Genomic DNA, 26,068 nt, shown 5'->3' on the forward strand with positions numbered 1-26,068 from the left:
AATAACATTTTAAAGAACATAATTACTATATCTGCTTTAACAGCATTTATGTTTACTAGTTGTAATACCGATGGAACTTTGGCTATACCAACTAGTGGTCACAAAGATGGTGCAAGCGCTAAAACAAGCGGTGATGGTCCATCAAATAGTCCAAAACCTTTTGATATTGATAATGTTGGTAATGTTGATATTAATAATGATGTTAATTATGAGGCTAAACAACTAGCGGATATAATAACTGAACTTAAAGACAAAGTTGCAGCAGAAGCAAAGGTAAACGAAGGTCAAAAAGAGCCTGATGATACTCAATATGGTTTAAAAGACACTGTATTTAAATTAATAAAGGATGACAAGAATAAAACTTATGATGATGCTGAAAAGCAAGATACAAGATATAGATTTTATGGGTCTTTGAGCTGGAAAAAAGAAACAATTGAAGGCCTTGGAGAAGTGCTTACAGAAATAGGTAAAAATGCAACTTATAAAGATACTTGGCCTAAAAATCTTGTAGGGGTAGGAGAAAAAGTACAGGGAGTAATGCAGGTTGCATTTAAAGAAATAGAAGACAAAAAAAGATAATCTTAATACTCTAAGCCTTGAAAAAATAAATGAACTTAATGATAAAGTAAAAGAACTTGAAGAAGCAAGAACTACCTGGACAACATTTGTAGCTGATTTAATTAAAGATTATAAGGATGATAAAGATAGCATCAAAACTACTGTAAAAAATTTGGTAGATTACCTAACTCTAAAATACACTAATTCTCTTTCTGGGCTTATTAAAAGTAGTGAAAAGTTAGGGGAAGATATTAAGCAAATATTAAAATAAGTACAATAATATAAATAAATATATTAAATATTAAATTTTCAAATTACGGAAGAGAGGCAGAGCTTCTCTTCCATTTTATTATGTACAACTTGTAAACATTTATACATATAAATGCTAAATAAATTTTTAAATTATTTTATAAATTATATTGGTTTTTAAATAATATGATATATATTATTATATAATAATAATTATTATAATTTATCTTTTATGATATAATAACTTTAAGGAAGGAGAATATTTATGAGAAAAAATTTTTTTACAAACATTTTTATTTTATTTTTAATAACACTTATAATGGCTGGATGTAGACCTTTAAACAAAGAAGGCGGATATGGTGGTGCGGGTCAAAGGGATGGTGCATCAAAATCACAAGAAATAGATCTTATTCCACAATTAATTGATGCCTATTCACAATTAATACAATCAGAAGAAGATGATGAGGTAAATGGAGATGTGCAAAAAAATTTACAAAGTGATAAAGAGAAAACAGAACTTATAGCTTTAATAAAAGAAAAAGTCAAAACGGAAATAGAGGTGCTAACAAAATACAGCAACAAAATTGAAGATAATGAACAGTATGGGATGAAATGGGGAGTATTTAAATTTTTAATAGAGGATAACAACAAACGAAATATTCAATCTGCTGAAAATACGCTTGCAAGAAAACAACTTTATGCATCTTTAGAATGGAATGAAGATAGGCTTAGAAAATTTGGAACAATAATGAACGAGGTAGAAAAGTGTGATCGAGTCGTTGCAAAAACAATATTAGAAACAGGAATGAATTTTGTTCAAGGAAAATTTGAAAATGCAATAATTAGTATTGATGATAAGAGTCAAGATTTAGATAATTTAATTCTTAAGGAACTAAAGGATATTAAGAAAAATCTTGATCTAATTGATAGTTTTCGAAAACAATGGATCAGTTCTGTTGATAGCATTATTTCTGAATATGATTCTAATACTGGTGACATACAAAAAGATAGCCAAGCATTAGTAAATCGTGTAAATACTGAATACAAAGAAATATTTGAAAATAAAATTGATGAAATTAAAAAGGCAGTCGATGATATTCAAACTATATTAAAATAATTAAAATAAAACTTTACAAATAACTCAAATCTTATAGAGAGGAAATAACTTTTTTCTCTCTATTTTTATTGCAATTAAACATAAAATTACAAAATGACAAAGCATATTTTATTGTTCACCCAAACAATATATTATTTTATATAAATTTTGTTTTTTTATACTTTTTACTGTACAAATAATAATTAATCTTATATAATACATATTACATTGTAATACTTATTATATATTATATTATGCATATAATTTAACAAGTTTTAAAATTTGTGCTTCGTCCATTCAAAACAAACAACTTAACCATCAGCTGAGCATTTTTAGGCTGATGGGTGGCTTGACCTTTTTATGACAATATGTGGGAATTAGTTTCCTTGAATATTGTCATATGCTATTACTCATCATATAATAAAATTATTATATTATAATATTTTTATCAAAGGGCATAAAACCTAAATTATATTTTAACTCCCAAATTCCATCAGCAGCTTCATACATAGCTTTATATGCAGAATAAACCTCTTTTCCCGGTTCAACTATCTTTTTAATCTCATCAACCATCTTAACTTCGTCAAAATGTTTTTCGGCCAACAATATTTGATCCTTAAACTTTAAAATAACATCTTTTCTTTTATTCATTATATCATTTAATTGATCATATATTTTATTAATCTCTTCTGCAGATTTAAAATGAGCTAAGTTTTTGTCGTGTAAACATTTATATAAAAGATTATTAGTAAAAAATGTCATATCAAATAATTTATTAAGTAAACTTAGAAGTAGGCCTGTATATTTTTTGGTTTTAGGTTGTTTTATTTTAGTTGTTGATTTTACCATCATTTGTTCATGATAATGCTTATATGTTGCTTTTGGTATTTCTTCATCATCTTCATAATAAGTAATATTTGCTTCATTATTATATCTTGGTGGGTACCAATAAATACTAGACAGTTTCTCAAGCACTTTTTTTAAGCTATCAATAATATGATCATCATTTTCTAATGAGGTATAAATATAGTTATACTCTTCTGTTTTTTCATAATCTGATAATGATTTTATAAGTGTTTCAATTTCCTCAGTATTTTTTATAGTCTGATTAGGGTTAATTTTACATTGTTCCTTGTATTGATTTATGCTTTTCTTTAATCTAATATAAGCTTTATCTTTGGAGTCTAATGCATTATAGTTTTGAACTGGTGGGTTTGGCTTTGGTATTTCTGTTTTAATTACAGGTAAAGCAGAGGATAGTATGACGACAGGGGGAGGGATTATTACCTTTTTTGCAGGAGTCACTATTTTTTTTGATGACAGATCTATTTTTTTATTTTCCTGGCCATCTACATAATCACCTGATTTACAAGATATTGTTATAATAACAAATAAATATAAATTAATTTTAACTTCTCTCATATATTCTCCTTTTTTATGCCTATATCATTACAACACATAAATATAATAAACTTATGTCATATTAATATTATTAAAATATATCAAAATACCTATTCTAAACTTACCTCCATTTTTTCCTTCATTTAAAAAAGAATACAAAATTTAAATTATTTTGGTTTTATTATAATTTTACTTTTGTATTCAAAATTTCTAATAATAAATATTTAGTTTGCACGATTTACATTAGCATCATATAATATAATTATTAAAAATGCCAGTTGTATACGTTAATCATATAAAATTGGCTAATAATTATATTATGATTTTTTTATTTTTATAATTTAATTGAAGATAGTAGTTATAAATACTTAATAAACAAAAAAAATTTACTCGTCAATATATATCAGAGAAATTTCTTTATGAATAGCTTAGTACCATCATCATTAAAATTTGTTATCATAATTCCAGAAGCCAATTTGGATTTATCTAGTAAAACATTATTATAGTTAGTGAGATTCACTTTGCGCTTTGCAAGTAAGTTGCGACCTTTATTCAAGTTCAAAATAAAGTTTTTGATATTTTTTACCAAATTATTGTAAAGATGATTTGCTTTATTGATTCGTACTATACGTAAATTTTTTGTATTTTCAGTTAAAAGGGAATGTAAATTTACATTTTTACTATATACCTCATATGTCACAAAATCTAATTTTTCGAAACTAAATGGTTTATTTGTTTCTGGTAGCATTAATTCTTCATACTGTGTTGATGGTGGAAAATAACCTTCTAACAAGTTTTGTGATTGATCTTTTGCTTAATTTGCATACTCTTTTTGTTTTGTTGGTTCAACCGATGTATCTAGAGAATATCCAATAAACAAATTTGAAATACCTACAATAAAAAATAATATAAATATTTTCATTATTAAATAATCTCCTTTTATATAACAAGTAGATAATGAATAAATGATTAACTTTATTATTTTAAATAAAAGCAATTTATTAATGATTCTAATTATTATTGCTATAGTTAATATTATAATAAATTTATTTAAAATCTAAATAATAAATAATTAAGAGTTAGATCATTTTATGATATTTTTACAAAAGTCATTAAATATATGATTCATAAAAATAAAAGCCGAGCCACCACCTGATCCAGCTCTCCTTTTTTTTAAAAAAGTATTGACTGGTATTTATTTGTAAACCAAAGTTAGTAATACATTATAACATTTAATGCTTTATATTTATACAACATAAGACACAATACATTTTTATAACTATTACTATATGTGAATCATTATCAATTGTTACAACCAAATACTATTTTGCTTAATATTATTGATTATTAAAATTTTAATAACATCCTTTTTATATAAATTTTCTTGTAATTATACTTAAGTGTATACCATTATTTAAAAATAACAACAATATGAGTAAATGAATACTTTAATTTAAATAAATATTTGGTACTCATAATTAAAAACAATATATAAAATATGTATAACAAAAAAAGCCAGCCTGCATCTTTAAATCAATATTTAAAATACGCAAACTGGATCAGGTGGTGGCTCAACCTGTAATATTTATTATACTTAAATAATATAAAATTTGCAACTCAATATTAAACAATATTCAAGTAAAATTAAAATTAGATAATAAATATTATTAATATTAAAACTATTAATATTTAAACAATAATAGAAAAGTATAATTTATATACCTATATTTGAACGTGCTAAAATTTTGACTTTATATCAATTTGCTAGCTTATATCTATAAATACCTCTCTTATATAGAGATAATTTTGCAATATAGTTGTAATGCAATTATCAATTGAACTATTAATTATCCATAAATAGTATTAAATCAACGATTCTATCCTCAATTTTATTACTTAAATTCGTTATATCACTGAAGATAACGAAAAATGGATTTGTGTTGTCTGCCTCAGTATGTGCTAGGCCATGTGCTAACATATATAATGGATTCATTTTTTTTCTAATATCCTCTATAGTGTCAAGTTTTATTAATTCTGTTATTATATTTTCAAATAACTTTAAAAATTTATCCATTTCTAAGTACATATCATCTATGTAGTTCTTAATAGATACAATGCCCTCTATATCATTACTGTTCTTAATTGAAACTAAATTATCATTACTTAAAATTTTACCATTTTCATCTATAACTTCATGTATTATGTTCGCAAATATTTTTAAACTCTTAAGTGTGCCTCCAACATAATGTGTTTCACCTCGTTCAGCAGGTATTAATAACAATTTTTCAAATATCAGTTTCAATTGTTTCATTATTTTAATATCAAATCTGAAACTAATATAAACCTTGTTTTCAAAATTCGTAATATCACAATATTGAGGCTGGCAATTTTGTTCAATGAAAATTTGACGAAACAAACTAGTAAACTGCGCTTTATCAAATTTTTCAGATCTGTAATAATAAAATTCTTTGAGTTTATTAAGACTTGTTTGTAATTCCAGATAAGCTTCTTCTGGTGTTTTAAAACCTTCAGAAAATTCTGATTAATCTATTTGTTCATCTGTTATTTCATTTTGATTATCTTGTCTTTCTTTACAAGATAACATTAGTGATAAAATTAACAAATTAAATGCAAATATTACTTTAAACATTTTACTAATCAAAACTACTCCTTTATGATTAAATCATCAAATATATTTTTTAAAATACCAAAGATTATTATTTTCTTTGTAAAATTATTTAAAAATATATCAGTAAACTTCTATACATCTTTTCCATATGTAAAAATTAAGCAAATTATTAACATTTTATTTGTTAAATCTTATATTATTTTTTACTTTAAAACAACTTGGGTATTATATAAATATCATCATAAAAGCAATTTGCTTTAAATATTCAGTTTATCTTGTAATCTCTTTAATGCATTGGCATCTAATTTAAGTTTACTTATATCTAGAGCATCAGCAATTGCAACTATCTCTTCATAAGATAATTTACAACCTTTTAAGATATGATTTTTAAAACTTTTAGTGGCAATAGGGACAATTTTTTCTATAATCTCAAGTAATACTTTAGCATATTCACGCATTTCTTTAGATGAATGCTCAGCAACTTCTTTTGATGCATTTAAGGCCGATCTTAATTTTATAAAATGAAAGAGATTATTTAAATCAATTTGCCAATACCATTCGGTATATAAGCTTAAAGGCAAGACAATTCTGGATATTTCTTTTGAGATATTATGATTTATCATGTTTTGATATAACTTGTAAGAAGATTTTTGATTTTCCTTTAAATTATTTAATATTTCCTCTCTAAATTCACATTCAGTTTTTTTATTGTCTTGATTATCTGTAACATTTTGTGTATTCATATTCTCTTCTAAAGGCACATAAAACTCTTCTCTAATTAAACTATAAGAACTAGAAACTTCATTAATCCTTGCTGTTCTGTGTCGCATCCATTGTCTTGCAACAAATATTGGGGCTTTTATATAAAATGTAAAAACTACTTGTTCCAATGGACTTGTATGTTCATTTCTGATTAAATAATCAATAAGTTCTCTGTCTTCTCTCTTAATGCTCTCTCCTCTATATGAGATTCTTGCAGCTTGAATTATTCTCTCATCACTACCCATAAAATCAACAAGTTTTATAAAACCTTTATCTAATACTTTATGTTCTATGTTTAACAGATTTTCTTTTTCAATTTTAAAATTCAAAATACAACCCCATAAACTTACACATATTTACTGCATACAACTGAGATTATACAATATATACCATTATATAAATCATTCCATATTTTTTAACAAAAAAATGTTTTGGGCAAATTTAATTTTTACTTTGTAATATCAATGAATTATTAATTATTTATCAATAGCATTAATTACTATCCTTTTCTCATTAAACAAATTGTTTTTAATATGAATAATATTAACAATGCCAAGAAATAATATGTTATTTCATTTGCTGCATTAAATTATTAACTTTATCTGAAATTTTATTAGGAAAGTCAGATAATGTTTTACTATCAAGACAAAGTTTAACATTATTACAATTTTTATCATTCAGCATCACATCTAACTTTATAAGTGGTTCTATTTTTTTTAAAAGTATTTCTTTAGTATCAGATTTTGATGCATCCTTTATTATTTCTTGAATTGTCAAAAATCTTTGTTCTCTTTGTAAAATCATATTGTATAACATATCAGCAAGTTCATTAAGTCCCTCTAAATCTTTGCTAGATGCAAGTGCAGTTAAGGTATTATTATTTAAGATTTTGCCTTGTTCGTCTATCACTTCAAATTCATAACTTGGCAAATGAGATAAACTTTCAATTAAAAGTACAAAATTCTTAACATCAGAATTAGATTTTGACATTAAAATATCTGCTATTGTCTTTAAATTATTTAAAGTTTGAGTATCATATTTTAAGTTGTAATAAACACTATGTCTAAACTCTTCAGTATTCCTTTCTCCCAAGGCTATTTCAAAAATGTCTTTAAAGCTATATTCGTCAAATACTTCTGGTTTGAAATTTAATGAATCTTTAAGTAGTTCTACGCCTATCTCCAATTCAAAATAAGCTTCTTCTGGAGTTATTGGTTTAGTTTCGGCTTTATTTGATTGATCTCTTGCTAAAATACTATCTGTGGCTTCTGAATTATTTCTTCCATTTTTACAATATAACATCATCAATACACTAAGTGTACATATTAGCAAATAATATCTTCTTTTTATTAATTAACTCCTTTATGTTCTAGTGATAAAAAACAATTTTGGCATTTATGTTATAATATATAGCATTTTTTATATAGAACATAATATATTAGATCTATAATAATATAATTTAATATTATTATCACCATTCATGAAGTATATTATTCATTTAACTTTGTTAAGGTTTGTAATTGGTACTAAGTGAAATAATTTTATAAATTTATTTTTGATATTTGGAATAAATGGTATATATTATTGGATAATTATTTTATTCCGATATTTAAACTTAGTAATTGAATAATTTCATAGTCAAGGAGGAAAATATGAAGAAAAATGTTTTATTATCAGCATTTATGTTGACACTGTTATTCTTGTTATCATGTGATCTTGATGTTCTTAATAGTTTGTTAATTGAAGCAAGAGAAAAATTTTTAGATGAAAACAAAAATAATAAAGGTTTGCATTTGAAAGATGAAAATCAAAAAGATCAAGAAGATGTTATCATTGGTTTTGAGGGGCATAAATCAATGCAACAAGTTGTTCCAGGTGTAGGAGGACAACCTGTGGTATCTATGAAGCCTGTTAATTCTGAAATTTCAGTGTTGCGATGGTATCCTTATAATCAAGAGGAAAAGATAGAGATAAAGGAAGAAGATTTAATTCCAAGTACTGAGGACGAAAAAAGAGCTCAAGCAGAAATTGAAAAGGTAAAAAGTGTTTTTAAGGATTTTAATTTTGATCAATTGATTGAGGAGGCACGTAAACTTAAGGATGAGTATGTACAATTGGAATCTAGTTTTTATGATACACTTTTAAAACTCCAAAGCAAAATAGGGAGTTATCGTCCTTTAAATAGGAATAGTAGGATAAAGAAACAGGAACTAATTAGGATAAAGAAACAGGAATTAATGCAAGTTTACAATCAGTTGAATAATGAAAGAAATGATATTGATATGCTTATGATTAAAGTTGATAGTGGCTTTAATGATCGAAGCTCTGCAAGGTATTTTTTTGAGAAATCACAAAAGACTTTGAAAGAAGCTATTACTGAAAGATTAAAAAATGAACGTAGAAATCGTTGGGCAAAAAAAGGAAACATTGATGTAATAGCTAGAAGGGCGAGAAGTGAAGCAGAAAGTTCTTTAAATCAATTAGAATCTGCTTCTTCTAAGATAGGTGAAGTAATGGAAAGAAAGGAAGAGATAGAAGAACTTATTGAAGGTGCAAAATCTGTTCTTGGAGGGTTTTAAAAGATAGAAAAATATGTAATAGTATAAATATTATTTTAACAATAGTATTTAAAAGGAGAGTCTTCTTGTTGAAAGGAGACTCTCTTAGGTTTTATTTAAGGAGTGAATATGAGAAAAAGTATTTTAACAGTATATATGATTAAGTAAAGTAAACAAATGGTATGGTAGAAGAAAGAGTTCAAGTAATTTCTGTGGCACCTGTAGTATCTGTTAATTTATTATCAGAAATTTAACAATAAAAAGTGATGACAGGTTATTTTTTATATGAATATAGGATCCTTGAAGGAGTTAAGAGTGTTTATGATTGGGAAATGATATTGAATTTTTTAAATCAATATCGTTTGATTGTTTTTATTATTGTTTTTTATTTTTACTTTTGACTAAAATCTTAGACTCCTTAATTCATTGTAGTTATGATTAAAATTTAGTTTTTTGAGCAATATTCTGTACAAAAAATAGAATTAGGTTATACATATTGTGAATATTAGTAATAGTGACATATGTTTATTACTAATAAATTAATTTTGTATTTTGAAGGTACGATAGGATGAATTTTGTGTATAGCAGAGTTGTATTGATATTTTGTATAATTTGTTTTGCAAGTTGTGGTTTATTGAAAACTAAGAATAAATCTCGGTTATTGCAAGACCTAAAAAATATTGATTTAAAATCTGATTGGAAAGACAATCTTAAACTTAATAATGATGAACTTGGTATATTAACTTTTTTTATTGATGCATTAAAAGATGAATTACCAAAAACACGTGCCAGTGCAGCTCATTTTAATATTTATTTAAAAGGCGATTTATCTAAAGTGGAAGAATATGTTAAAAGGTTTTTCTTAAAATTGCATGATAAGGGTAAAGTTAAAGAACTGCTTGGATATATTAAATATGGTAGAGATAATTCACCTAATGTAGAGGGTAGAGATGAAGATCTTGGTATGGATGCAAAAGAACATTATAGGATTGAGGTAAGACTTGCTAGTGTTTTTGATAAATATTTTATGTTTTTAAATCCCCCATCTTCTGGGCCATCTGCTGCTCCATCTGCTAAGGTGCCTTTTGTTGGTCGTGATCCTGAAAATGAAGTATTTAATGAGATTAAACGTGTGTGTTATGAATATAGAGGTTCACATTAATAATATTAATATTTTAGTTTACAGTAAGAGATAAATTTAAAGTTGTATTTCTATGGAAAAGGATTTTTTTTACATTTTATTCAAATTGATGTAAATTTAATGTTAAATATTAACTTTAAAGGAGAGAAAAATGAAATTCAAAACTAGATATTTGTCTTTGGGATTACTTTTTAGTTTTATCAGTTGTGATTTGATTTTTGACGATAAAATTAAAGAAAAATCTCTAATTTTATTTGATAAGGTGAATGCTGTCTTGGATACTAGTGGACAATCTGTTGAAAATGTCAGGTCTCCGAAGCAAAAAAGAAAAATTGTCAAAAAAAGATTATCTACTAGTGGTAAGAAATCTGCTAATAGTAATTTAGCACAAGATGTATTATCAGATGATATAACTAGTGGTCTTCAATATGATGTGAAACGTGATAATGCACATATGCAAAAGGGATTAGTACTTAAAGACAGTCTTGAAAAAAATGATGTATTTCTTAATGAGAAAGATTTAAATGTTATATTATCAAATACAACATCTGAATTTAGTAAAGAAGATATACAAAAACAAAAATATCAGGATATAGAGAGTAAAAATTCAATCACTGAAATTTCAACAGGATACAATTTAGATAGCCATTCAAGAGTGGTTAATGGAGTATTAACTTCTCTTAATGGAGAGAGTGGTGAATTAAAGGAGACTATTGAAAGCAATGCAATTGAAGTTAATTTTACTATAGACTCTGATTTGGGGCCAAAACATATTTCAGGCTCAAATACTATTGCATACACTGATATAGTAGAGGAAGAAGATTATGATCAATACTATTGGGAAGATGATGAAGACTCTTGGGAAGATAAGGAATTATTGAAAGAAGAAGTAAGGCTAGACAACAGATATAAATCTTATCTAGAAAGTGTAAGATATAATGTAGATTCAGCAATTGATACGATTGATAAAATATATAATAACTATATATTATTTAGTACAAAACAAACCCAAATGTATTCTACACGTCTTAATAGTGTTACTAAAGCTAAAGCTAAAGAAGAGGCTAAATATTTTATAAAAGAAAAACTTGAGAGAGATCTTAAGACACTATTAAATTACATTCAAGTGAGCGCAAAAACAGCAACAAATTTTGTATATATAAAGGAAATACATGCAAAACAAAAATTGGATAAACTTGAAATAGAAATGAAATCTTTAATTTCAAAAGTTCAAGGACAATCTAATTCATATGAAGCATATAAAGCAATAGTAAGTTCGATTCTACAAATGAAAGATTCTCTTAAGATAGTTCAAAGCTCTACTGATAAGAATGGTCCTTGGTATTAGAAAGTAGTATGTTATTATTTTATATTTGATAAAAAACAGGCTACATATAATTATAGTCTGTTTATAGTTTAAGACAATTATTATATTAGTAGTAATTGTAATTATCAATTACAGTTATGTGTAGATTTGTAAATGCAATATATTAAAAATAAATATATTGCATTGTTTTTATTTTTTGTATTAGTTATTCTTTATTTTAAAGTGTTCTTAACGATAAGTTTAAATATGAAAAATTCATGAGTAGTTTATAGATAGTTTTCTAGACAATAATCAAAAAAAGTGCTTTTTGATTTCTTTTAAAAGGATCTTTTTAATATAAAAAGGCTTTAGAAGAGTTAAAGAAAATATACAATTGTGAATATGATTGATGGTCATAAATTAATTTTAACTATGAACGACAATGTCATTAAATAAATTATTTACTGAATTGAAAAATAATAAAATTGAAATACATTCTTAATAATATGTATACCTGTCAAGGCTATTAGTGATGGTATAGATATTGTATTGTCAACTCTTGGTGTATATCCTTAGAAAAAAGTACCTTATTTTTTCTGTATATTCTGTTAAAATCTAAAAGACAATGTTTGTGTGCATTTTTATATGTATGGCAGTAGATTTTTGAGTGCGAATTTCTTTTTTATGTGTGTAATGGAAGGATATGGGAGTTTTTCAAGTTTATTATTAGTAAAGGTAAGTTTTGGCATTTGTTTGAGGTAGATCTAAAAAGTTAATGCTTTGTATCTGTAAACTTTTTACTTGCAGTTTTAACAATAGTAATTTTTGCCTTTAACTTAGTAGAAACTTCAGCTTGTTATTCTAATGCTTCTAATTTAGTGCTTACAGACGATATTATACTATACGCTGCTGAAATCAAAGAACCATTCTGACCACCATCATCACTAAGATTACCCGCACCCTCAACTTTCTTTCCTATAGCTTTAGCTAACTCATCAACCGACTTAACTAAAGTATGAACTTCCTTTACTTTCCCTGCAAACTCCACCGCACTCTTTATCTTCTCCCCTACTACCTTTAAATCAATTACACTCCCATCTCCCTTCCTTGCTTTCCCTTCCTCTCCTTCCTTTATTCCTCCTCCACTATTACATCCCATCACTATCATCATCATCAATATTATTCCCTTCATCCTCATTCTTTTCCCTCTATTCTCTCTATTTATATCTCCTCTATTCTCTCTCTATTCCTCTCCTTCCTTTTATTCCTTCTCTCTTCATTTTCTTCGCCTCCTTATTTTTTCTTATTTCTCGCTTTTTTATAGCTTATCTTTAGGAAGCAAACAAAAAAGTCAATAAATAATGATTTATACGCATATTATTTATATAACATACTCAATACTGTAAATAAAAAAAGAGAACCTCATGGCTCCCTTTACTAATATTCTTATTTAATAATTTTAACTACAACTTACTTACTAACTTTAGCTTCAACACCTTCTCCTTGCTTAATCTCTCCCAATACCTCATTTATCTCTTTCAATCCCTTATCCACTGTATTCCTGATCGCTATCACCAATGTACTTAATACCTTATTTACTGCACTTGATACTGCTCCATTGACTGCATGAGCTGATTTATCTTCATCCTTTTTAGCCGCAAATTTACCTTCCTTTGCCATTCCTCTTAATGCTATCCCTGCTGCTATTATTGCATCTTTCTTTGCTGTATCCTCTTTAATCTCCTTCTTATCATCAACAGATGGAACAACAGCTATCTCTGCTGCATCTGTTGCTTTTTCAATTCCATTAGCACTATCTGTAACAGGATTCTCTTTAGATTTTGCAATAGCTTTCAATATATCAGCTCCACTCACTGCTCCTATTGATGTACTTACTTTAGCGGCCTCTGCTTCTTGAGCCCTATCACCATCCTTCTTTCCAAATAACTTACCTATATCTTTTTTGTCTTCAGTAATTATATTATTACCAGCATTCCCTTCTTTTTCTCCTAACACTATTTCAACAATCGCTTTTATCCCCTTAACAAGAGAAACAACAGAATCTTTGCTAGCAGCAACTGCATCTTCACCTTTCTTAGCATTTCCTATTATATCACCATTAGCACCTTTACTTGCTTCCTTTGCTCCTTCCTCGATCTTACTTATCTTCCCAATAAATTCCCCTACCTTCTCTCTCACTTTCTCATATTTCCCATTCTCTTCCAAAATCTTCTCTAATTTCTCTCTAACTTCCTTCATTGTCTCTGCAATCTTACTAAAATATCCACCTATCTCACTCTTCTTTGTTTCCGCTTTTATTCCCAACGTCCCTGTAATCATATCGCCAAAACTCACAAATACTTCCAAAAACCCTTTACCCAAATTTACCATCTCACTCAAAAATACTTTCTCTGGATCTTTTACTCCCCCACTATTACATCCCATCACCACCATCATCATCATTTACTCCCACAACCCTTTTAATTCTATTCTCTATCTGCATCACTTCCTTCTTCTCTTCTAATTTATCTTTAAAGTATAGTAAGATACAACAAACAACATCGATACAGCTATCTATAATCAGGAGCACTTTTGGTATTAGGATTAACAGCAGTAATTTAGGTTTATTGTGTGCAAAAAAGGAAAAATTAAATGGCTGAACAAAAATTAAAAATACCCGTAGGTCTCTTGTTTTGGTATCTGTTAATACACTTAAATTTAAATGGTAACACAATTAAGAATGACACTTCTCATAGTGATGGGAAGCTTAAGAATTTGGACGTAAAAGATTTACCCTTTTCAACTACAAAACCTAGTAAGTAGAAATCAATCAAAGAATGTGTTTCTAGGATGAAAACTGTAAGTGCAAATTCTAAGCTTGGAACTTTGGATTTCAAACAAGGTAGTATTTTGTGAATGAACGGATAATAACTAAAAATGTTATCAAATAAAATATTTTTTTCGACACAATAAAAAAAGGATACTAAGAGCTTAACTCCCAGTATCCTTTTACTTCACAATTTGATTCATCTTATTTTATTTTATTTTTTTAGTCATATAATCATTATATTACTGATTTTTAGCATCAGAAACATCCTTATCAGGCAACACAGAAGTAGCATTAGCATTAATTTTCATAGCCTCCTTAACATTTTTAAGCCCCAAATCTACTGTTTTTCTTATTGCTACTGTTAATGTATCTAATGCTTTAATTAGTGCACTTACTGCTGCTCCTTTAACCGTTTTCTTTGCATCAACACTAGCAGCATCACTAGACCCAGCAAATTTACCATCCTTTGCCATAGCTCTTAATGCTATACCTCCTGCTATAACCCCATCTTTTTTATTAGCATTAACAGCAGCAACAGCAGCATTACTAGAAGCTAATTTAACAACTTCACCATTGTCTTCAATCATAGATTGTAAAATATCAGCACAAGTTACTGCTCCAACGGCTTTTGCCGCATCAGCTGCTGACTTCTTTGCATTTTCCGCAGTACCTGCATTAGCAGAAGCAAATAACTTGCCTGCTTCACCATCACCAGCATTTCCACCAGTTCTTGAAGTGCTACCATCACTAGCCTTTTTATCATCTCCAGCATCATTTTTACCTTCTTTAAGCACGATATCTACAATTGATTTAAGTCCTTTGACTAATTTATCAACCTCAATACCAACAGCACCAGCATTTTGATCAGAAACATTTCCAATTGGATCACTAGCATCTCCTATTGCCTCACTTGCCTCCTTTGCTCCACCAATTATCTTATCTAGTTTACTCTCAACCAATGTTTTCACTGCACTCTCAGTAGCCTCAGCATTAGGATTCTTTTCTTCCTTCATTTCATTAACAATTTTATTAAGTCCATCCTTTATCCCTTGCACAGTCTCCTGTACTGTCCTAAAATATTTCCCTACATCTGACTTCTTTGAATTAACATTCAACCCCAATACACTCCCTACCATTTCCCAAAATGAAGTGAAAACATTCAAAAATTCATTACTTACATTCACTAATGACTGCAAAAATTTATTCTTCCCTTGCTCTGCTTCTAATACCCCACTATTACATCCCATCATCACCATCATAATCAATACTCCTATTCTACCTCTATTCTTTCATTTTTTTATTTTGCCTCCCATTTTTTATTTATTAGCTTTTCTTTAAAGCAAGCAACAAAAAATAAAACCAAATAAATAACGAATCAATGAATAAATGACAATTTATATGAAATACTAAAAACATCATATGTCAGATAAAATGCTAAAAATAAACTTTTCTAACTAATTCTATCAACATATTCTCTCAATATCTTCCTATTCATTTAACTTTATTGTACAATTATAATTAAGGAGATTATTATGGCTCACCCACAACCAATCATCACTCAGCAAATGGTACTAAAAGAACTGATAAAAGCTGGAATTAATAGGGATATTGCTGCCGATTTATCTTACCGTTATTATAAAAATGAACTTACTTATAAAGATCTTGAATATTTAGAAAATAATTTCAATAGTAAAATCGAAAAAATAGAAAGTATCTTAAAATCTGAAATCACTTCTGCTAAACTAGAAGTTAATAATAAAATTGATAAAGTGAAAGTAGAACTTGACAATAAAATTGACAATAAATTCAATGAACTTGATAATCAAATTAACAAAGTAGAAGATAGACTAAAATCTGAAATCACCTCTACCAAGATAGAACTCAATAATAAAATTGATAAAGTAGAAGATAAGCTAAAATCTGAAATCATCTCTACTAAAATAGAACTTAATAATAAAATTGATAAAATAAAAATAGAACTTGACAACAAAATTGATAATAAATTTAACGAAATTAAAAACACAGGAAAACTACATAATTGGATGTTCGGCACCATTATTACTCTTAATATAGGAATATTCCTAACTTTATTTTCAATAATATATTCCTTACTAAACAAATAATAAATCATTCATTAAATTCATAACTTCAATTGCTAATGATAAACTTGATAACTCAAGATCATCACCAAATTATTGAGGATTGAAAATTATTAAGTCAATCTGTTTTTGTTTTTGAATACCTATTGCAGATGAGAAAAAATAAATTTTTTTATTTATTTCAAATTTTCAACTTTTTGTACAATACATTTTACACTGTTATTTGAAATTAATATCAATATTAAAACTTAATACACTTTAATACACTATCAACCATATCACCAACAAAAGTAAAAACACCAAGAAAATCATTACCTCCTTCATCTTCATCTTTTGTTTTTTTCAATTTTTTTGCATTATCATTTCCTTTTATTCTTTTATCTCTTAATATTAGGAAATCAATAATAATAATAATAATAATAATAATAATAATAATAAATAACAAAAAAAGGCATAACAACACAAAGTAAACAAACTTTAGCTTCTTGTTTCAATTTAATAATAAAAAATTTTCATTACCACAAATAATATTTACATTATTTCCATAAATATCCTGAAATTTTTTGATGCACATAAAACAAAAATAACAGAAATACTAAAAAACAATTGCTATGTAAAAACTAAGCTAATTGTTAAAATTAGCTCTTGACTGATTTATTTCAATAACTATATCAAATATCAAAAAAAATTTAAGATAGTTGAAAACACACAAATAAAAAGTGGATTTTGTTGATAAAATTAGAATAAAATTACCAACAAAACCCACTAAAGGTTATAAAATTGACAATTAGGATTGCATTAAATGATCAAATACAATCTCAAACAATGTTATAATAATTGCTTCAAAAAATCAAGCAAATATTAAATTGGATATTTCATCTTTTTTTCAAACTTAAATCTAAATATTCCTTAAATATCTTATCTAAATATTCTTTATCATTTATAAAAATCTTATCTAGCAAAAACGAAGCAAATCTCGAATTTTTCTTATAAAAATCATAACTACTCTGATTTTTAAGTTGAAAACGCAAAGGTCTTATTGGATTCTATTTTGATTTTTTATTATCTATTTCTTTTGATTTTATACTTTTATAAACTTCTATCATCCCTTTATCTTTAATCTCTTTTATGCTTAAATCACCTTTTAAAACTTGTTCATATATTTTCAAATATAAATAAGCTTGAGTTTTAGCAATTAAAAATCCTTGAATAAAAGAATTAAAACTTTTATATCCATCAATAAGATAAAGTTTTTTAATTTTTATATTATATAATATTTCCATTATTTGAATTTTATTTTCAATATCATTTACTACACCCTTTCTCAAAGCATGTTTATAGTTTTCGTATTCCTCTTCTTCTGAAATCTCCATTAAACCTTCCTCTCTATCATTTAAAATAACCATATCTCTTGACATATATCAATTACTCCTTCAAAAAACTAAAAAGGTTCGCTTGCGAACAAATATATTTTATTTAACTCAAAAAACAAATCAAATACCCAATATATTTCTTAAAGATTCTAAACATTCTTGATAATAAGCTTCCTTAAAATTAGGTTCTTTCAAATCATTTGCAAAAACTTTTATTTTGTTAGAAAAATGAATTTTTCCTTTAATATATTTACCATATTTATCCTTAATTGAATTTTCTATATTCATAAAAGTATTTCTATTTTTCATAAACTGATTCTCGACTATAGATATATCAATATCCTTTCCTACATACATTGAAATTTTGTCTATATATTTCATTAAAATCGACAAACTTTCAACAGAAAACCGTTCAACTTGAATAGGAATTATAAGCTTATCTGTAATATTTAAAGCATTATCTAAAAGCGAATCTAAATTAGGTGGAGTATCGATTATTACATAATCAAAATTATAATCAGGTAAAACATTTTTCAATCTATGCTTTAAAAAAAGCTCCTTATAAGAAGTGTTTTCTTTGTTAAAAAGATGTAAATTAGGATGTGAAGGAATAAGATATATAAATTCATGTATTTTAGTTAAATATTTATCTAAATTAAAATTTGGACGTTCTTTCAAAAGAGCATAAATATTATTTTTACTTAAGCTTTTTACATATTTAAAAAAATAACTGGTTAAACTATTTTGAGGATCAAAATCTATGGCCAGAATCTTTTTGCCCATATCTTTCAAAATATAACTAAAAATAATGGTCAAAACACTTTTACCAACTCCTCCTTTAATATTTGCAATACTAATTATTTCTGGTTCCTTTTTATCCATTTTGTTATAATTCCTCCTGCTATCGGCGTTTCATTATAAAATTCATACACTTCATATTCTAAATTAATAATCCTTTTCAGCAAATTTTGAGCATAATTTTTATTAAATTTTTCCTTTTTTGTTAAAGAATGAATAGCCCTTATATAACAAAATATACTTCCCCTTTTAAATCTAAATTCTATATAATAAATTTTATACATTGGTACAGTTTCAATATCTTTTGTATTGTTATTTTTATATTTAAAGTAAATAGGCTTTCTGAGTCGCTTAAATCCGTAAAACATACCTAAGAATTTGTCATCAATATTTTCTTTAATGCTAAACAAGTGAAACCTGCTTCTCTTTCCTTTGTTAAATAAATTTCTTAACGAAATGAAAAATTTATTTTCCTCTTTTTTGCTAATTCCAAAAGCAAAGAAATCATTAAATATCTTTGTATGATATAAAGTTCTTTTGTCTATTTTTTCTATTTCATTAAAAACATCATTCTTATTGTCCTTCAATCTTATTTCTATCATCTTTGTTTTCAGACGTCTTAGTGAACAATTCATATTGTTTCTTAGACTCCTATTTGTTTTTGTTTGTTAAACACATTATGGTTAAAATTCATTTGGAAATGTTCTTTAATTTTTTAGGTTTTTTAACCATTCTTTTGTTTTAATCATGCTATCTTCATATCTTTTTTTATTTGCATTTTCTTCTATTTTATCTAGATATCTCATAGTTTTCCATTTTGCTACATTTTTTATCATATAGTTTGTATCTATTGTTTGTTTTTCTATTTTTTTCATCTTTTCTTTTTTATTTTTTTTATTTTTTATTTCTTTATTATTAGTTATATTATGACTGACATTTTTAGTTGCATTTTTATGTTTATGAATATTCAATCTTTTGTTTTTTAAGTAATATTTTTGTTGTGTTTTTTTTGTGAATTCATATATTTCATTTGCATCATGTTCAATGATAGTTTGTTTATCATCAAGCAAGCGCTTTAAGTTATTAGTACTATATTTGTTGACTGCATATCTTATATATGAGCCATTTCCTTCTCCCAATCTTAATAAAGTTTTTTTGATAATACCTTTATTACATAACAAGGCTAAATCTTTTCTAAGGGTTCTAAGTGTAATTATTTTAAGTTCATCTTTGGCTAAAAAACGGTTTAACGCATTTAGGATTATGGTTTGATTATATCTAAGCAAATTCTTTTGAAAATATTTTAGTATTGATAATATTTTATAATATCTATTGTGATATTTTTTTAGCGGTTGTGTGTGAATTTTAACTTCATGACTTGTATTTTTCATTCATCTTCTCCTAATTGTCTTTGTAGTTATGGCTATGATACATAAGTTTTATTAAAAAGTAAATACAATATTTATTTTTATTTTATAAATTTCTTTTTTACAAAGAAATTTATAAAATAAAAATAAGGAGTTTAAGTGTTACTAATAATATGAAAATTTCGTATATGTCGTTATATTTGTGATGTTGGAGTGAACAAGTTATTTTAAATATGTTACACAATATTGGACAAATGGATAAAATCTTTGTAATCAAACTATTTTAAAAAATTTTTTATTTTTTAAATAAGAAATAAAAAAGTAGTATTAAAGAAATTATACTCATCCCATTTTAGATATTTTCATTTATATGCCTATCATATAATTTTTTCTTATATCAAAAATTTGACATTGATAATTTGAGTATTTCTAATTTAGAACTCGGTAAAAATTTAAAAATAGTGTCATAGAAGATAAAATAGAGTTTGTTGATAATGCATATTTAGAAATGCTTTTTGATAGGTTGAACTAATTTTCAAACATTTAAATTCTAAATTCAATACGGTCCCGACAGTTATAAATCCCTAAAAATTATAAATTAGGTTAGCTGTTTTCGATCTCGATTTTTTTATTAAGAACAACTTTAACATGATCATGCAGTAAAAGATGTTTTATCAGAATTAAATTATGAAATAATGAAACATATATCAAATCTTGATTATAAGATGGATTTAGTTGTAGAGAAACTTCTGTCAGTAAATCAGTAAATATCCTCAGAAATGATTTTATTGTTTTTATTATTGCAGAAGTAGTTTCGATTTTAATGGAACCATAAAGGTTTATTTTTTCAAAAGAACAAAAATCTTTCGTACCTTGCCTAAAAGCTATAGTAAAACAAGAAGATGGAATTGCAGAAGCTATTAGGGCATCAGAGGTAAATCCAATATACAATAATAAGGAGTTTATACAAAATCACTGTTAAAGAATAAAGTTATTTTAGTAAAATTTTTTTGTTTTTTATATGCATGAGAAAAGTTTTTTCTTTCCATTTAGTTAAGATTTATATTGAGCCTTATCACTTATAAAGTGATAAGGAGTGGTAATAAGGTGTAAAAAATGCAAAAAGGGGAAAGAAAAAAATAAAGTAAAGTGGAAGTAAAGTGTTGGTGATGTGGATGATGGGATGTAATAGTGGTGGAGTAAAGGGAGGAGAAGGCGCAGGAGGAGGAGGAGACGGGAGAGGATTAAGTGGAGCAATGATGGAACTAGGGAGAAGTGCAGAGAGAGTATTTTATGCATTTATAGAGTTAATGTCAGATACATTAGGATTGAAAGTGACGAAAGACACAACTAAGCAACAAGTAGGAGATTATTTTAATAGTTTAGGTGGTAAACTTGGAGAGACATCAGAGGAATTAGAAAAAGTAGTAAATAAAGCAACATCGGGTGTTGATAAAAGTGATGAATCAAAGAATGCAAAAAATCCAGTTAAAATTGCAGTTGATTCAGCTAAGGGAGTTTTAGCTTTATTGAAAACCCATTTAGAATCTTTAAAAAATATAGGTGATGATAACAAGGTAGTTGAGGTAGCAAATAACCAGAATGGAGTAGCAGCAAATTCAGATGCATTAAAGATAATGTGTAAAGCATTAAAAGGAATAGTGGAGATAGCTACTAAACAAGGAGTTAAAGACCCAAGTGCAAGTAGTGTGACATTGGCCCAAGCATCAATAGGAGTAGATGCAAAAGATGGAGCTAAGGTATTGGCAGCGGGTGCTAATGCAGGAGCAGCAGTGGGAGATAAAGCTGCAATAATAGTATCAGTAGTGAGAGGAGAAGAAATATTAGCATCTATTGTTAAATCAGGAGAAAGTGATGCAGCAGTAGGAGCTAATGCAACCGCAGATACAAGTGCGATTTCTTTTGCTAAAGGAGGTACTGCAGATCATGTATCACATGAAGCTAGTGCAAAAGCAGCAGCAGTAGCAGGGGGAATAGCATTGAGAGCATTAGTTAAAGAAGGTAAATTGGCTTCACATAATGATAATAACGATCACAAAGCAGTTCAATCGGTGGGGATAAGTGCAGTAAGTAAACTGTTAGTATCAGTGGAAGATATAATGAAAAGGCAATAAAGAATGTTGTTGAGAAAGTGAAGAAAGAAGTAGATAAGGCAAGAGATCCACAAGCAGTAGGTCAGCAGTAAGATTAGGATAGTAATATTTGAATATAATAAAAATTAGTAGATATAAATATTAGTAGATAGAGAGCAATAAAGCTCTCTTTTTTTATTTGCAGTATTGTATATGTTATATTTTTTAGTTTCATTAGAATGTTCTAGTGAAAAATATTCAGTTTGTTGTATCAAATTGTACAAATAAAAAACAAGCTTTAACCTTTATTGTGGAATATATTAACCATTTGCAAAGATTGAATGATAATCACTTATATTATTTATTATTAAAAATAACTCTGAATAAAAACACATTAATTTCTATGTTCATAATTATAGGTTATAAATGTGAAAAAGTCAATGATAAATATTTTTCAGATTGATAATATATGGTAATAAAATCAATTTTCAGTGTTTGTATAGGTGTTTTTATGAGTTGAATTTATTCATTCGTTATTTGTTTGGTTTTGTTTTCCTTGATCCTTAATAGAAAAGCTATAAAGTAAAAAAAACAAGGAGGCGAAGAAAATGAGAATAGGAAAAAATAGAAGGGAGAAGAGAAATAGAGAGAGTAAAGAGAGGGGAGATAAAGATGGGGAGAATAGTAAAAGGAATAATAATGGGGATGATGGTGGTAGTGATGGGATGTAATAGTGGGGGAGTAAGTGGAGAAGGGACAGGAGGAGACGGGAAAGTAAGGAAGGGAGATGGGAGTGTAATTGATTTAAAGGTAGTAGGAGAGAAGATAAAGAGTGCGGTTGAGTTTGCAGGGAAAGTAAAGGAAGTGCATGTTTTAGTTAAGTCGGTTGATGAGTTGGCTAAAGCTATAGGAAAAAAGATTAAAGATAGTGATCAAGAACTTGATGCTTTGGATGGGAAAAATGGATCGTTAATGGCAGGGGTGTTTCAAATAATACTTACTGTAAAGGGTGGATTGACAAAATTAGAGACGGATTCAAGTAGTGTCACTGAGAAGATTAAGACTAAAATTACTGATGCTAAAACTAAAAGTGTAAATTTCTTAAAAAAATTGCAAGAAAAGAATACTGATCTTGGAAAAGAAGATGTTAGTAATGCTGATGCAGAGAAGGCTATAGATTATGTAAAACAAAAAGATGGAGATAAAGGAGCGAAAGAATTAGGAGAACTTAACAAAGCAGTTGATGAATTGTTGGTGTCTTCTAATAAAATAGTATCGGATGCAATAGCAGAACTTGTAGTTAAACCTATTACTTAAAGCAGTTAAAGTATATAAATACCAAGATATTAAAGCAAGAAATAGTTTTGGTAATTTAGATAAAGTTATGAAGATAAGATACTTAGAGTTAATCTCTTAGTATCTTTTGTTTTATTGTGTCGAATGAAGACATATTTTATTTGTTGTCATTTGTTATTTATTATTCATTCATTTTTTGTGTCTTTCTTTAAAGATAAGCTATAAAAAAGCGAGAAATAAGAAAAAATAAGGAGGCTAAGAAAGGAATGAAAGAGAAGAAAGGAAAAGGAAATATAGAAGAGAGTATAAGCGAGTATAGAGAGAAGGGAAGAGAGAAAAGAAGTAAAAGAGGATTAAAGGGAATAATGGTGCTGGTGATGGTGATGATGGGATGTAATAGTGGGGGAGTAAGTGGAGGAGTAAAGGATCCAGAGAAAGTGTTTTTGAGTGAGATGGTTAATTTAGGGAAAGGATTTTTAGATGTTTTTGTGAGTTTTGGCGATATGATTACAGGGACGTTGGGGATAAAAGCGGACACAAAAAAATCGGATATTGGGAAATATTTTACTGATATTGAAAAAACTATGATTTCAGTAAAGGAGAAGTTACAAACAGAAGTGGCAAAGAATGGTAATTATGTGAAAATCAAGGAAGTAGTTGATCAGTTTATTACAGGTACATTAGACAAGATTGCGGAAGGTGCTAAAAAAGCATCAAGCGGGGCTGCTGGTGGTGCTGTTCTTGGAAGTTCTGTTAAAAATGAAGATGCTGCACCTGGAGAGGTTGCAAGTGTTAATGCACTTATTGAAGGGATTAAAACAATAGTTGCTGTAGTTTTAAAAAATGAGGGAAATGCTGATGCGAATAAGACTACAGATGATGATAAAAAGGATATAGGTAAGTTGTTTAGTAAAGCATCTGATAATGGATCAGAAGCTGAGGCAGCTAAGGCAAATGCATCAATAGGGGCAGTAAGTGGAGTTGATATATTGCAAGCTATTGCTAAGTCTGATGTAGTTTCAGCAGCCGGTAAAGATATTGATCAAGCAAAGGATGTTGCTGAGATTGCTACTGCTAAAAATGATAGTGGTACTAAAGAAACTAAACAGAAAGATGCAGTTATTTCAGGAGGTATAGCATTAAGATCGATGGCTAAAGGTGGTAAATTTGCTACTAAGAATGAGGACAAAGCTGTACCTGCAATCAATGGAGTAGCGGCAAGCGCAGTTGGAAAAACATTGAGTGCTTTAATAATAGCAATAAGAAATACAGTTGATAGTGAATTAAAAAAGATAAATGAAGTACTAGCTACGGTGAAACAAGAAGATAAATCTAGTGAAGCAACAGCTAGTGTACAATAGTAAGTAATTGTAGATGAGAATCAGTAGAAAATAATAAATAGAGTTATTTAAATAATATAATTTGAATTAATTACGAAAAATAATTAGTTAAGAGGGCTTCTTTTGCTCTCTTTTTTTATTTGCGGTATTATATGTGTTATATAAATAATATTCATATAAATTATTATTTTTAACTTTTTTTTGTTTCCTTAGTAGAAGAGCAGATAAACAAACAAGGAGGCGAAGGAATTGAAGAAAGGAAAAATAGTAGGGAAAAGAGAGGTATAAGAAAGAGAGGATGAGAGAAGGAAAAGAGTTGTGGGAGTAATAATGGGGATATGGTGGTGGTGATGGTGATGGGATGTAATAGTGGGGGAAGTATCTGGGGGAGAGGAAGGGCAAGCAAAGAAGGGAGATGGGAGTGTAATAGATTTAAAGGTAGTGGGAGAGAAGATAAAGAGTGCGGTGGAGTTTGTGGAAAAAGTAAAGGAAGTGCATACTTTAGTTAAGTCGGTTGATGAGCTGGCTAAAGCTATAGGAAAGAAAGTTGGAGCTGCTGGTCTTGGTGATATAGCTGATCATAATGGATCATTAATTGCAGGAGCATATAGTGTGATAGAAGCTGTGGATGCTAAATTGGCAACGTTGGCAGGAAAAGTGGGACTTTCTAGTGATTTAAGTACAAAGGTTAATGATGCTAAAGTTAAAAGTACAGCGTTTTTAAATAAATTGAAGAGTTCTACTGCTGAATTTGACAAAGAAGGTGCTAGTGATGCTGATTCGAAGAAGGCTCTTCTTAAAGATAATGCTGATAAAACTAAGGGGAGAGATGAGCTTGATAAACTAAATACATCAATTGATATTTTGATGGCTAGTTCTAAAAAGGAATTAGATGATTCAATTAAAAATCTTATAGAAGAACCTGTAAGACCTGATACTGTTGGGAATTGATAAGTAGTTAATACAATCTTATAAGAATATATTAAGATTAGTTTTTTGATTGAAGGGTAAGTAATTGGAGAAATAAGGTTAATAAATTTAAAGCTGAGAGTATGGTACTCTTAGTTTTTGTTTTTTTATTAGTTAATGTGAAATTTTTAGTTTTCTTTATCTTTTCTACAGTAAAACAATAAGATAAATCTGATGATGGTATTAAGCAGGAGGGATAGCTT

The 26,068-nt window shown here is 27.5% G+C and carries 26 protein-coding genes and 2 pseudogenes; 13 read left to right on the plus strand and 15 right to left on the minus strand.

Annotated elements, in window-relative coordinates; all coding sequences use genetic code 11:
- From BRE_RS05330 to BRE_RS05335, 3 genes are all read left to right on the plus strand, one after another.
- Positions 1-579: complement regulator-acquiring protein (locus tag BRE_RS05330; RefSeq protein WP_041178247.1), on the plus strand; the 579-nt coding region annotated here is incomplete at its 5' end.
- A 25-nt stretch (positions 580-604) separates the two neighbouring features.
- A complete protein-coding gene (locus BRE_RS06940; RefSeq protein ID WP_156768716.1) occupies positions 605-829 on the plus strand; it encodes a CRASP family complement regulator-acquiring lipoprotein in 225 nt (74 codons plus the stop codon).
- A gap of 243 nt (positions 830-1,072) precedes the next feature.
- On the plus strand, positions 1,073-1,924 hold the full coding sequence (locus BRE_RS05335) for a complement regulator-acquiring protein (protein ID WP_012539688.1): 852 nt from the start codon (positions 1,073-1,075) through the stop codon (positions 1,922-1,924).
- Positions 1,925-2,332: 408 nt separating this feature from the next.
- Here BRE_RS05335 and BRE_RS05340 read toward each other — a convergent pair whose 3' ends face one another.
- From BRE_RS05340 to BRE_RS05365, 5 genes are all read right to left on the minus strand, one after another.
- Positions 2,333-3,325 carry a hypothetical protein gene (locus BRE_RS05340; protein ID WP_012539689.1) on the minus strand — a complete coding sequence of 331 codons (993 nt, stop codon included), beginning with the start codon at positions 3,323-3,325 and terminating at the stop codon, positions 2,333-2,335.
- 382 nt (positions 3,326-3,707) lie between these two features.
- Positions 3,708-4,097: a hypothetical protein gene (locus tag BRE_RS05345; RefSeq protein ID WP_041178248.1), complete on the minus strand. Its 390-nt coding sequence runs from the start codon at positions 4,095-4,097 to the stop codon at positions 3,708-3,710.
- A 1,050-nt stretch (positions 4,098-5,147) separates the two neighbouring features.
- Complete coding sequence (locus BRE_RS06695) at positions 5,148-5,615, minus strand: hypothetical protein (RefSeq protein ID WP_232212780.1); 468 nt, start codon at positions 5,613-5,615, stop codon at positions 5,148-5,150.
- Positions 5,616-6,190: 575 nt separating this feature from the next.
- Positions 6,191-7,024 carry an FAD-dependent thymidylate synthase gene (gene thyX / locus BRE_RS05360; protein WP_012539690.1) on the minus strand — a complete coding sequence of 278 codons (834 nt, stop codon included), beginning with the start codon at positions 7,022-7,024 and terminating at the stop codon, positions 6,191-6,193.
- Positions 7,025-7,262: 238 nt separating this feature from the next.
- Positions 7,263-8,027, minus strand: a complete 765-nt coding sequence (locus BRE_RS05365) for a hypothetical protein (protein WP_012539691.1) — start codon at positions 8,025-8,027, stop codon at positions 7,263-7,265.
- A gap of 320 nt (positions 8,028-8,347) precedes the next feature.
- Here BRE_RS05365 and BRE_RS05370 point away from each other — a divergent pair, with 320 nt between their 5' ends.
- The 3 genes from BRE_RS05370 to BRE_RS05380 all read left to right on the plus strand — a co-directional run bounded on the left by BRE_RS05370 (position 8,348) and on the right by BRE_RS05380 (position 11,742).
- Positions 8,348-9,274 (plus strand): P12 family lipoprotein, encoded by a 927-nt coding sequence (locus tag BRE_RS05370; protein WP_156768712.1) that lies wholly within the window; start codon positions 8,348-8,350, stop codon positions 9,272-9,274.
- A 547-nt stretch (positions 9,275-9,821) separates the two neighbouring features.
- Positions 9,822-10,415, plus strand: coding sequence for a hypothetical protein (locus BRE_RS05375; protein ID WP_012539693.1), 594 nt, complete (start codon positions 9,822-9,824; stop codon positions 10,413-10,415).
- Positions 10,416-10,545: 130 nt separating this feature from the next.
- Positions 10,546-11,742: a ferrous iron transporter A gene (locus tag BRE_RS05380; protein WP_012539694.1), complete on the plus strand. Its 1,197-nt coding sequence runs from the start codon at positions 10,546-10,548 to the stop codon at positions 11,740-11,742.
- Between the two features lie 814 nt (positions 11,743-12,556).
- On the opposite strand, the gene BRE_RS05385 is transcribed toward BRE_RS05380, so the two are convergent.
- The 3 genes from BRE_RS05385 to BRE_RS06310 form a co-directional block, all read right to left on the minus strand.
- Positions 12,557-12,898, minus strand: a complete 342-nt coding sequence (locus BRE_RS05385; RefSeq protein ID WP_332248266.1) for a Vsp/OspC family lipoprotein — start codon at positions 12,896-12,898, stop codon at positions 12,557-12,559.
- A 272-nt stretch (positions 12,899-13,170) separates the two neighbouring features.
- The gene (locus BRE_RS05390; RefSeq protein ID WP_012539695.1) at positions 13,171-14,163 is read right to left on the minus strand and encodes a variable large family protein; all 993 of its coding nucleotides are present in this window, start codon (positions 14,161-14,163) and stop codon (positions 13,171-13,173) included.
- Positions 14,135-14,290: a hypothetical protein gene (locus tag BRE_RS06310; protein ID WP_156768713.1), complete on the minus strand. Its 156-nt coding sequence runs from the start codon at positions 14,288-14,290 to the stop codon at positions 14,135-14,137. Before BRE_RS06310 ends, BRE_RS05390 begins: the two co-directional genes overlap by 29 nt.
- Positions 14,291-14,352: 62 nt before the next feature.
- Here BRE_RS06310 and BRE_RS06315 point away from each other — a divergent pair, with 62 nt between their 5' ends.
- On the plus strand, positions 14,353-14,523 hold the full coding sequence (locus tag BRE_RS06315) for a hypothetical protein (protein WP_156768714.1): 171 nt from the start codon (positions 14,353-14,355) through the stop codon (positions 14,521-14,523).
- A gap of 246 nt (positions 14,524-14,769) precedes the next feature.
- Here the strand turns inward: BRE_RS06315 and BRE_RS05395 are convergent, their stop codons facing one another.
- Positions 14,770-15,789, minus strand: coding sequence for a variable large family protein (locus BRE_RS05395; protein WP_232212781.1), 1,020 nt, complete (start codon positions 15,787-15,789; stop codon positions 14,770-14,772).
- A 273-nt stretch (positions 15,790-16,062) separates the two neighbouring features.
- On the opposite strand from BRE_RS05395, the gene bdr reads away from it, so the two are divergent.
- Positions 16,063-16,653 carry a Bdr family repetitive protein gene (gene bdr, locus BRE_RS05400; protein ID WP_012539697.1) on the plus strand — a complete coding sequence of 197 codons (591 nt, stop codon included), beginning with the start codon at positions 16,063-16,065 and terminating at the stop codon, positions 16,651-16,653.
- A 217-nt stretch (positions 16,654-16,870) separates the two neighbouring features.
- Here the strand turns inward: bdr and BRE_RS05405 are convergent, their stop codons facing one another.
- From BRE_RS05405 to BRE_RS05430, 6 genes and pseudogenes are all read right to left on the minus strand, one after another.
- A complete protein-coding gene (locus tag BRE_RS05405; RefSeq protein WP_156768715.1) occupies positions 16,871-17,074 on the minus strand; it encodes a hypothetical protein in 204 nt (67 codons plus the stop codon).
- A gap of 430 nt (positions 17,075-17,504) precedes the next feature.
- A pseudogene (locus BRE_RS05410) lies at positions 17,505-18,047 on the minus strand (chromosome replication/partitioning protein).
- Positions 18,048-18,122: 75 nt separating this feature from the next.
- The gene (locus tag BRE_RS05415) at positions 18,123-18,884 is read right to left on the minus strand and encodes a ParA family protein (protein WP_012539698.1); all 762 of its coding nucleotides are present in this window, start codon (positions 18,882-18,884) and stop codon (positions 18,123-18,125) included.
- Positions 18,860-19,435, minus strand: a complete 576-nt coding sequence (locus BRE_RS05420; protein WP_012539699.1) for a DUF226 domain-containing protein — start codon at positions 19,433-19,435, stop codon at positions 18,860-18,862. The genes BRE_RS05415 and BRE_RS05420 overlap by 25 nt, the downstream gene beginning before the upstream one ends.
- Positions 19,436-19,507: 72 nt before the next feature.
- The gene (locus tag BRE_RS05425; protein ID WP_012539700.1) at positions 19,508-20,191 is read right to left on the minus strand and encodes a plasmid maintenance protein; all 684 of its coding nucleotides are present in this window, start codon (positions 20,189-20,191) and stop codon (positions 19,508-19,510) included.
- A gap of 579 nt (positions 20,192-20,770) precedes the next feature.
- Complete coding sequence (locus BRE_RS05430; RefSeq protein ID WP_041178252.1) at positions 20,771-21,118, minus strand: hypothetical protein; 348 nt, start codon at positions 21,116-21,118, stop codon at positions 20,771-20,773.
- Positions 21,119-21,336: 218 nt separating this feature from the next.
- Here BRE_RS05430 and BRE_RS05435 point away from each other — a divergent pair.
- The 5 genes and pseudogenes from BRE_RS05435 (at position 21,337) to BRE_RS05450 (ending at position 25,847) form a co-directional block, all read left to right on the plus strand.
- Positions 21,337-22,373: pseudogene (locus BRE_RS05435) on the plus strand (variable large family protein).
- Positions 22,374-22,868: 495 nt separating this feature from the next.
- Positions 22,869-22,991, plus strand: a complete 123-nt coding sequence (locus tag BRE_RS06815; RefSeq protein ID WP_269516825.1) for a hypothetical protein — start codon at positions 22,869-22,871, stop codon at positions 22,989-22,991.
- A complete protein-coding gene (locus BRE_RS05440) occupies positions 22,933-23,577 on the plus strand; it encodes a Vsp/OspC family lipoprotein (RefSeq protein ID WP_012539702.1) in 645 nt (214 codons plus the stop codon). The genes BRE_RS06815 and BRE_RS05440 overlap by 59 nt, the downstream gene beginning before the upstream one ends.
- A gap of 245 nt (positions 23,578-23,822) precedes the next feature.
- Complete coding sequence (locus BRE_RS05445) at positions 23,823-24,917, plus strand: variable large family protein (protein WP_012539703.1); 1,095 nt, start codon at positions 23,823-23,825, stop codon at positions 24,915-24,917.
- Positions 24,918-25,265: 348 nt separating this feature from the next.
- On the plus strand, positions 25,266-25,847 hold the full coding sequence (locus BRE_RS05450; RefSeq protein WP_012539704.1) for a Vsp/OspC family lipoprotein: 582 nt from the start codon (positions 25,266-25,268) through the stop codon (positions 25,845-25,847).
- Positions 25,848-26,068 lie beyond the last annotated feature (221 nt).

Origin of the sequence: Borrelia recurrentis A1, from assembly GCF_000019705.1 — a bacterium.
Taxonomy (GTDB): domain Bacteria; phylum Spirochaetota; class Spirochaetia; order Borreliales; family Borreliaceae; genus Borrelia; species Borrelia duttonii.

Bases quoted from the DNA above. Each gene is read 5' to 3' on its own strand.
- BRE_RS05395 (WP_232212781.1), bottom strand. From the start codon at position 15,789: ATGATGGTGATGATGGGATGTAATAGTGGGGTATTAGAAGCAGAGCAA.
- BRE_RS06815 (WP_269516825.1), top strand. From the start codon at position 22,869: ATGAGAATAGGAAAAAATAGAAGGGAGAAGAGAAATAGAGAGAGTAAA.
- BRE_RS05420 (WP_012539699.1), bottom strand. From the start codon at position 19,435: ATGAATTGTTCACTAAGACGTCTGAAAACAAAGATGATAGAAATAAGA.
- BRE_RS05390 (WP_012539695.1), bottom strand. From the start codon at position 14,163: ATGATGATGATGGTGGTGATGGGATGTAATAGTGGGGGAGTAAAAGAT.
- bdr (WP_012539697.1), top strand. From the start codon at position 16,063: ATGGCTCACCCACAACCAATCATCACTCAGCAAATGGTACTAAAAGAA.
- BRE_RS05385 (WP_332248266.1), bottom strand. From the start codon at position 12,898: ATGAGGATGAAGGGAATAATATTGATGATGATGATAGTGATGGGATGT.
- BRE_RS06695 (WP_232212780.1), bottom strand. From the start codon at position 5,615: ATGAAACAATTGAAACTGATATTTGAAAAATTGTTATTAATACCTGCT.
- BRE_RS05425 (WP_012539700.1), bottom strand. From the start codon at position 20,191: ATGAAAAATACAAGTCATGAAGTTAAAATTCACACACAACCGCTAAAA.
- BRE_RS05445 (WP_012539703.1), top strand. From the start codon at position 23,823: ATGAAAGAGAAGAAAGGAAAAGGAAATATAGAAGAGAGTATAAGCGAG.
- BRE_RS05415 (WP_012539698.1), bottom strand. From the start codon at position 18,884: ATGGATAAAAAGGAACCAGAAATAATTAGTATTGCAAATATTAAAGGA.
- BRE_RS05370 (WP_156768712.1), top strand. From the start codon at position 8,348: ATGAAGAAAAATGTTTTATTATCAGCATTTATGTTGACACTGTTATTC.
- BRE_RS05375 (WP_012539693.1), top strand. From the start codon at position 9,822: ATGAATTTTGTGTATAGCAGAGTTGTATTGATATTTTGTATAATTTGT.
- BRE_RS05335 (WP_012539688.1), top strand. From the start codon at position 1,073: ATGAGAAAAAATTTTTTTACAAACATTTTTATTTTATTTTTAATAACA.
- BRE_RS05440 (WP_012539702.1), top strand. From the start codon at position 22,933: ATGGGGAGAATAGTAAAAGGAATAATAATGGGGATGATGGTGGTAGTG.
- BRE_RS05340 (WP_012539689.1), bottom strand. From the start codon at position 3,325: ATGAGAGAAGTTAAAATTAATTTATATTTATTTGTTATTATAACAATA.
- BRE_RS05380 (WP_012539694.1), top strand. From the start codon at position 10,546: ATGAAATTCAAAACTAGATATTTGTCTTTGGGATTACTTTTTAGTTTT.
- BRE_RS06315 (WP_156768714.1), top strand. From the start codon at position 14,353: ATGGCTGAACAAAAATTAAAAATACCCGTAGGTCTCTTGTTTTGGTAT.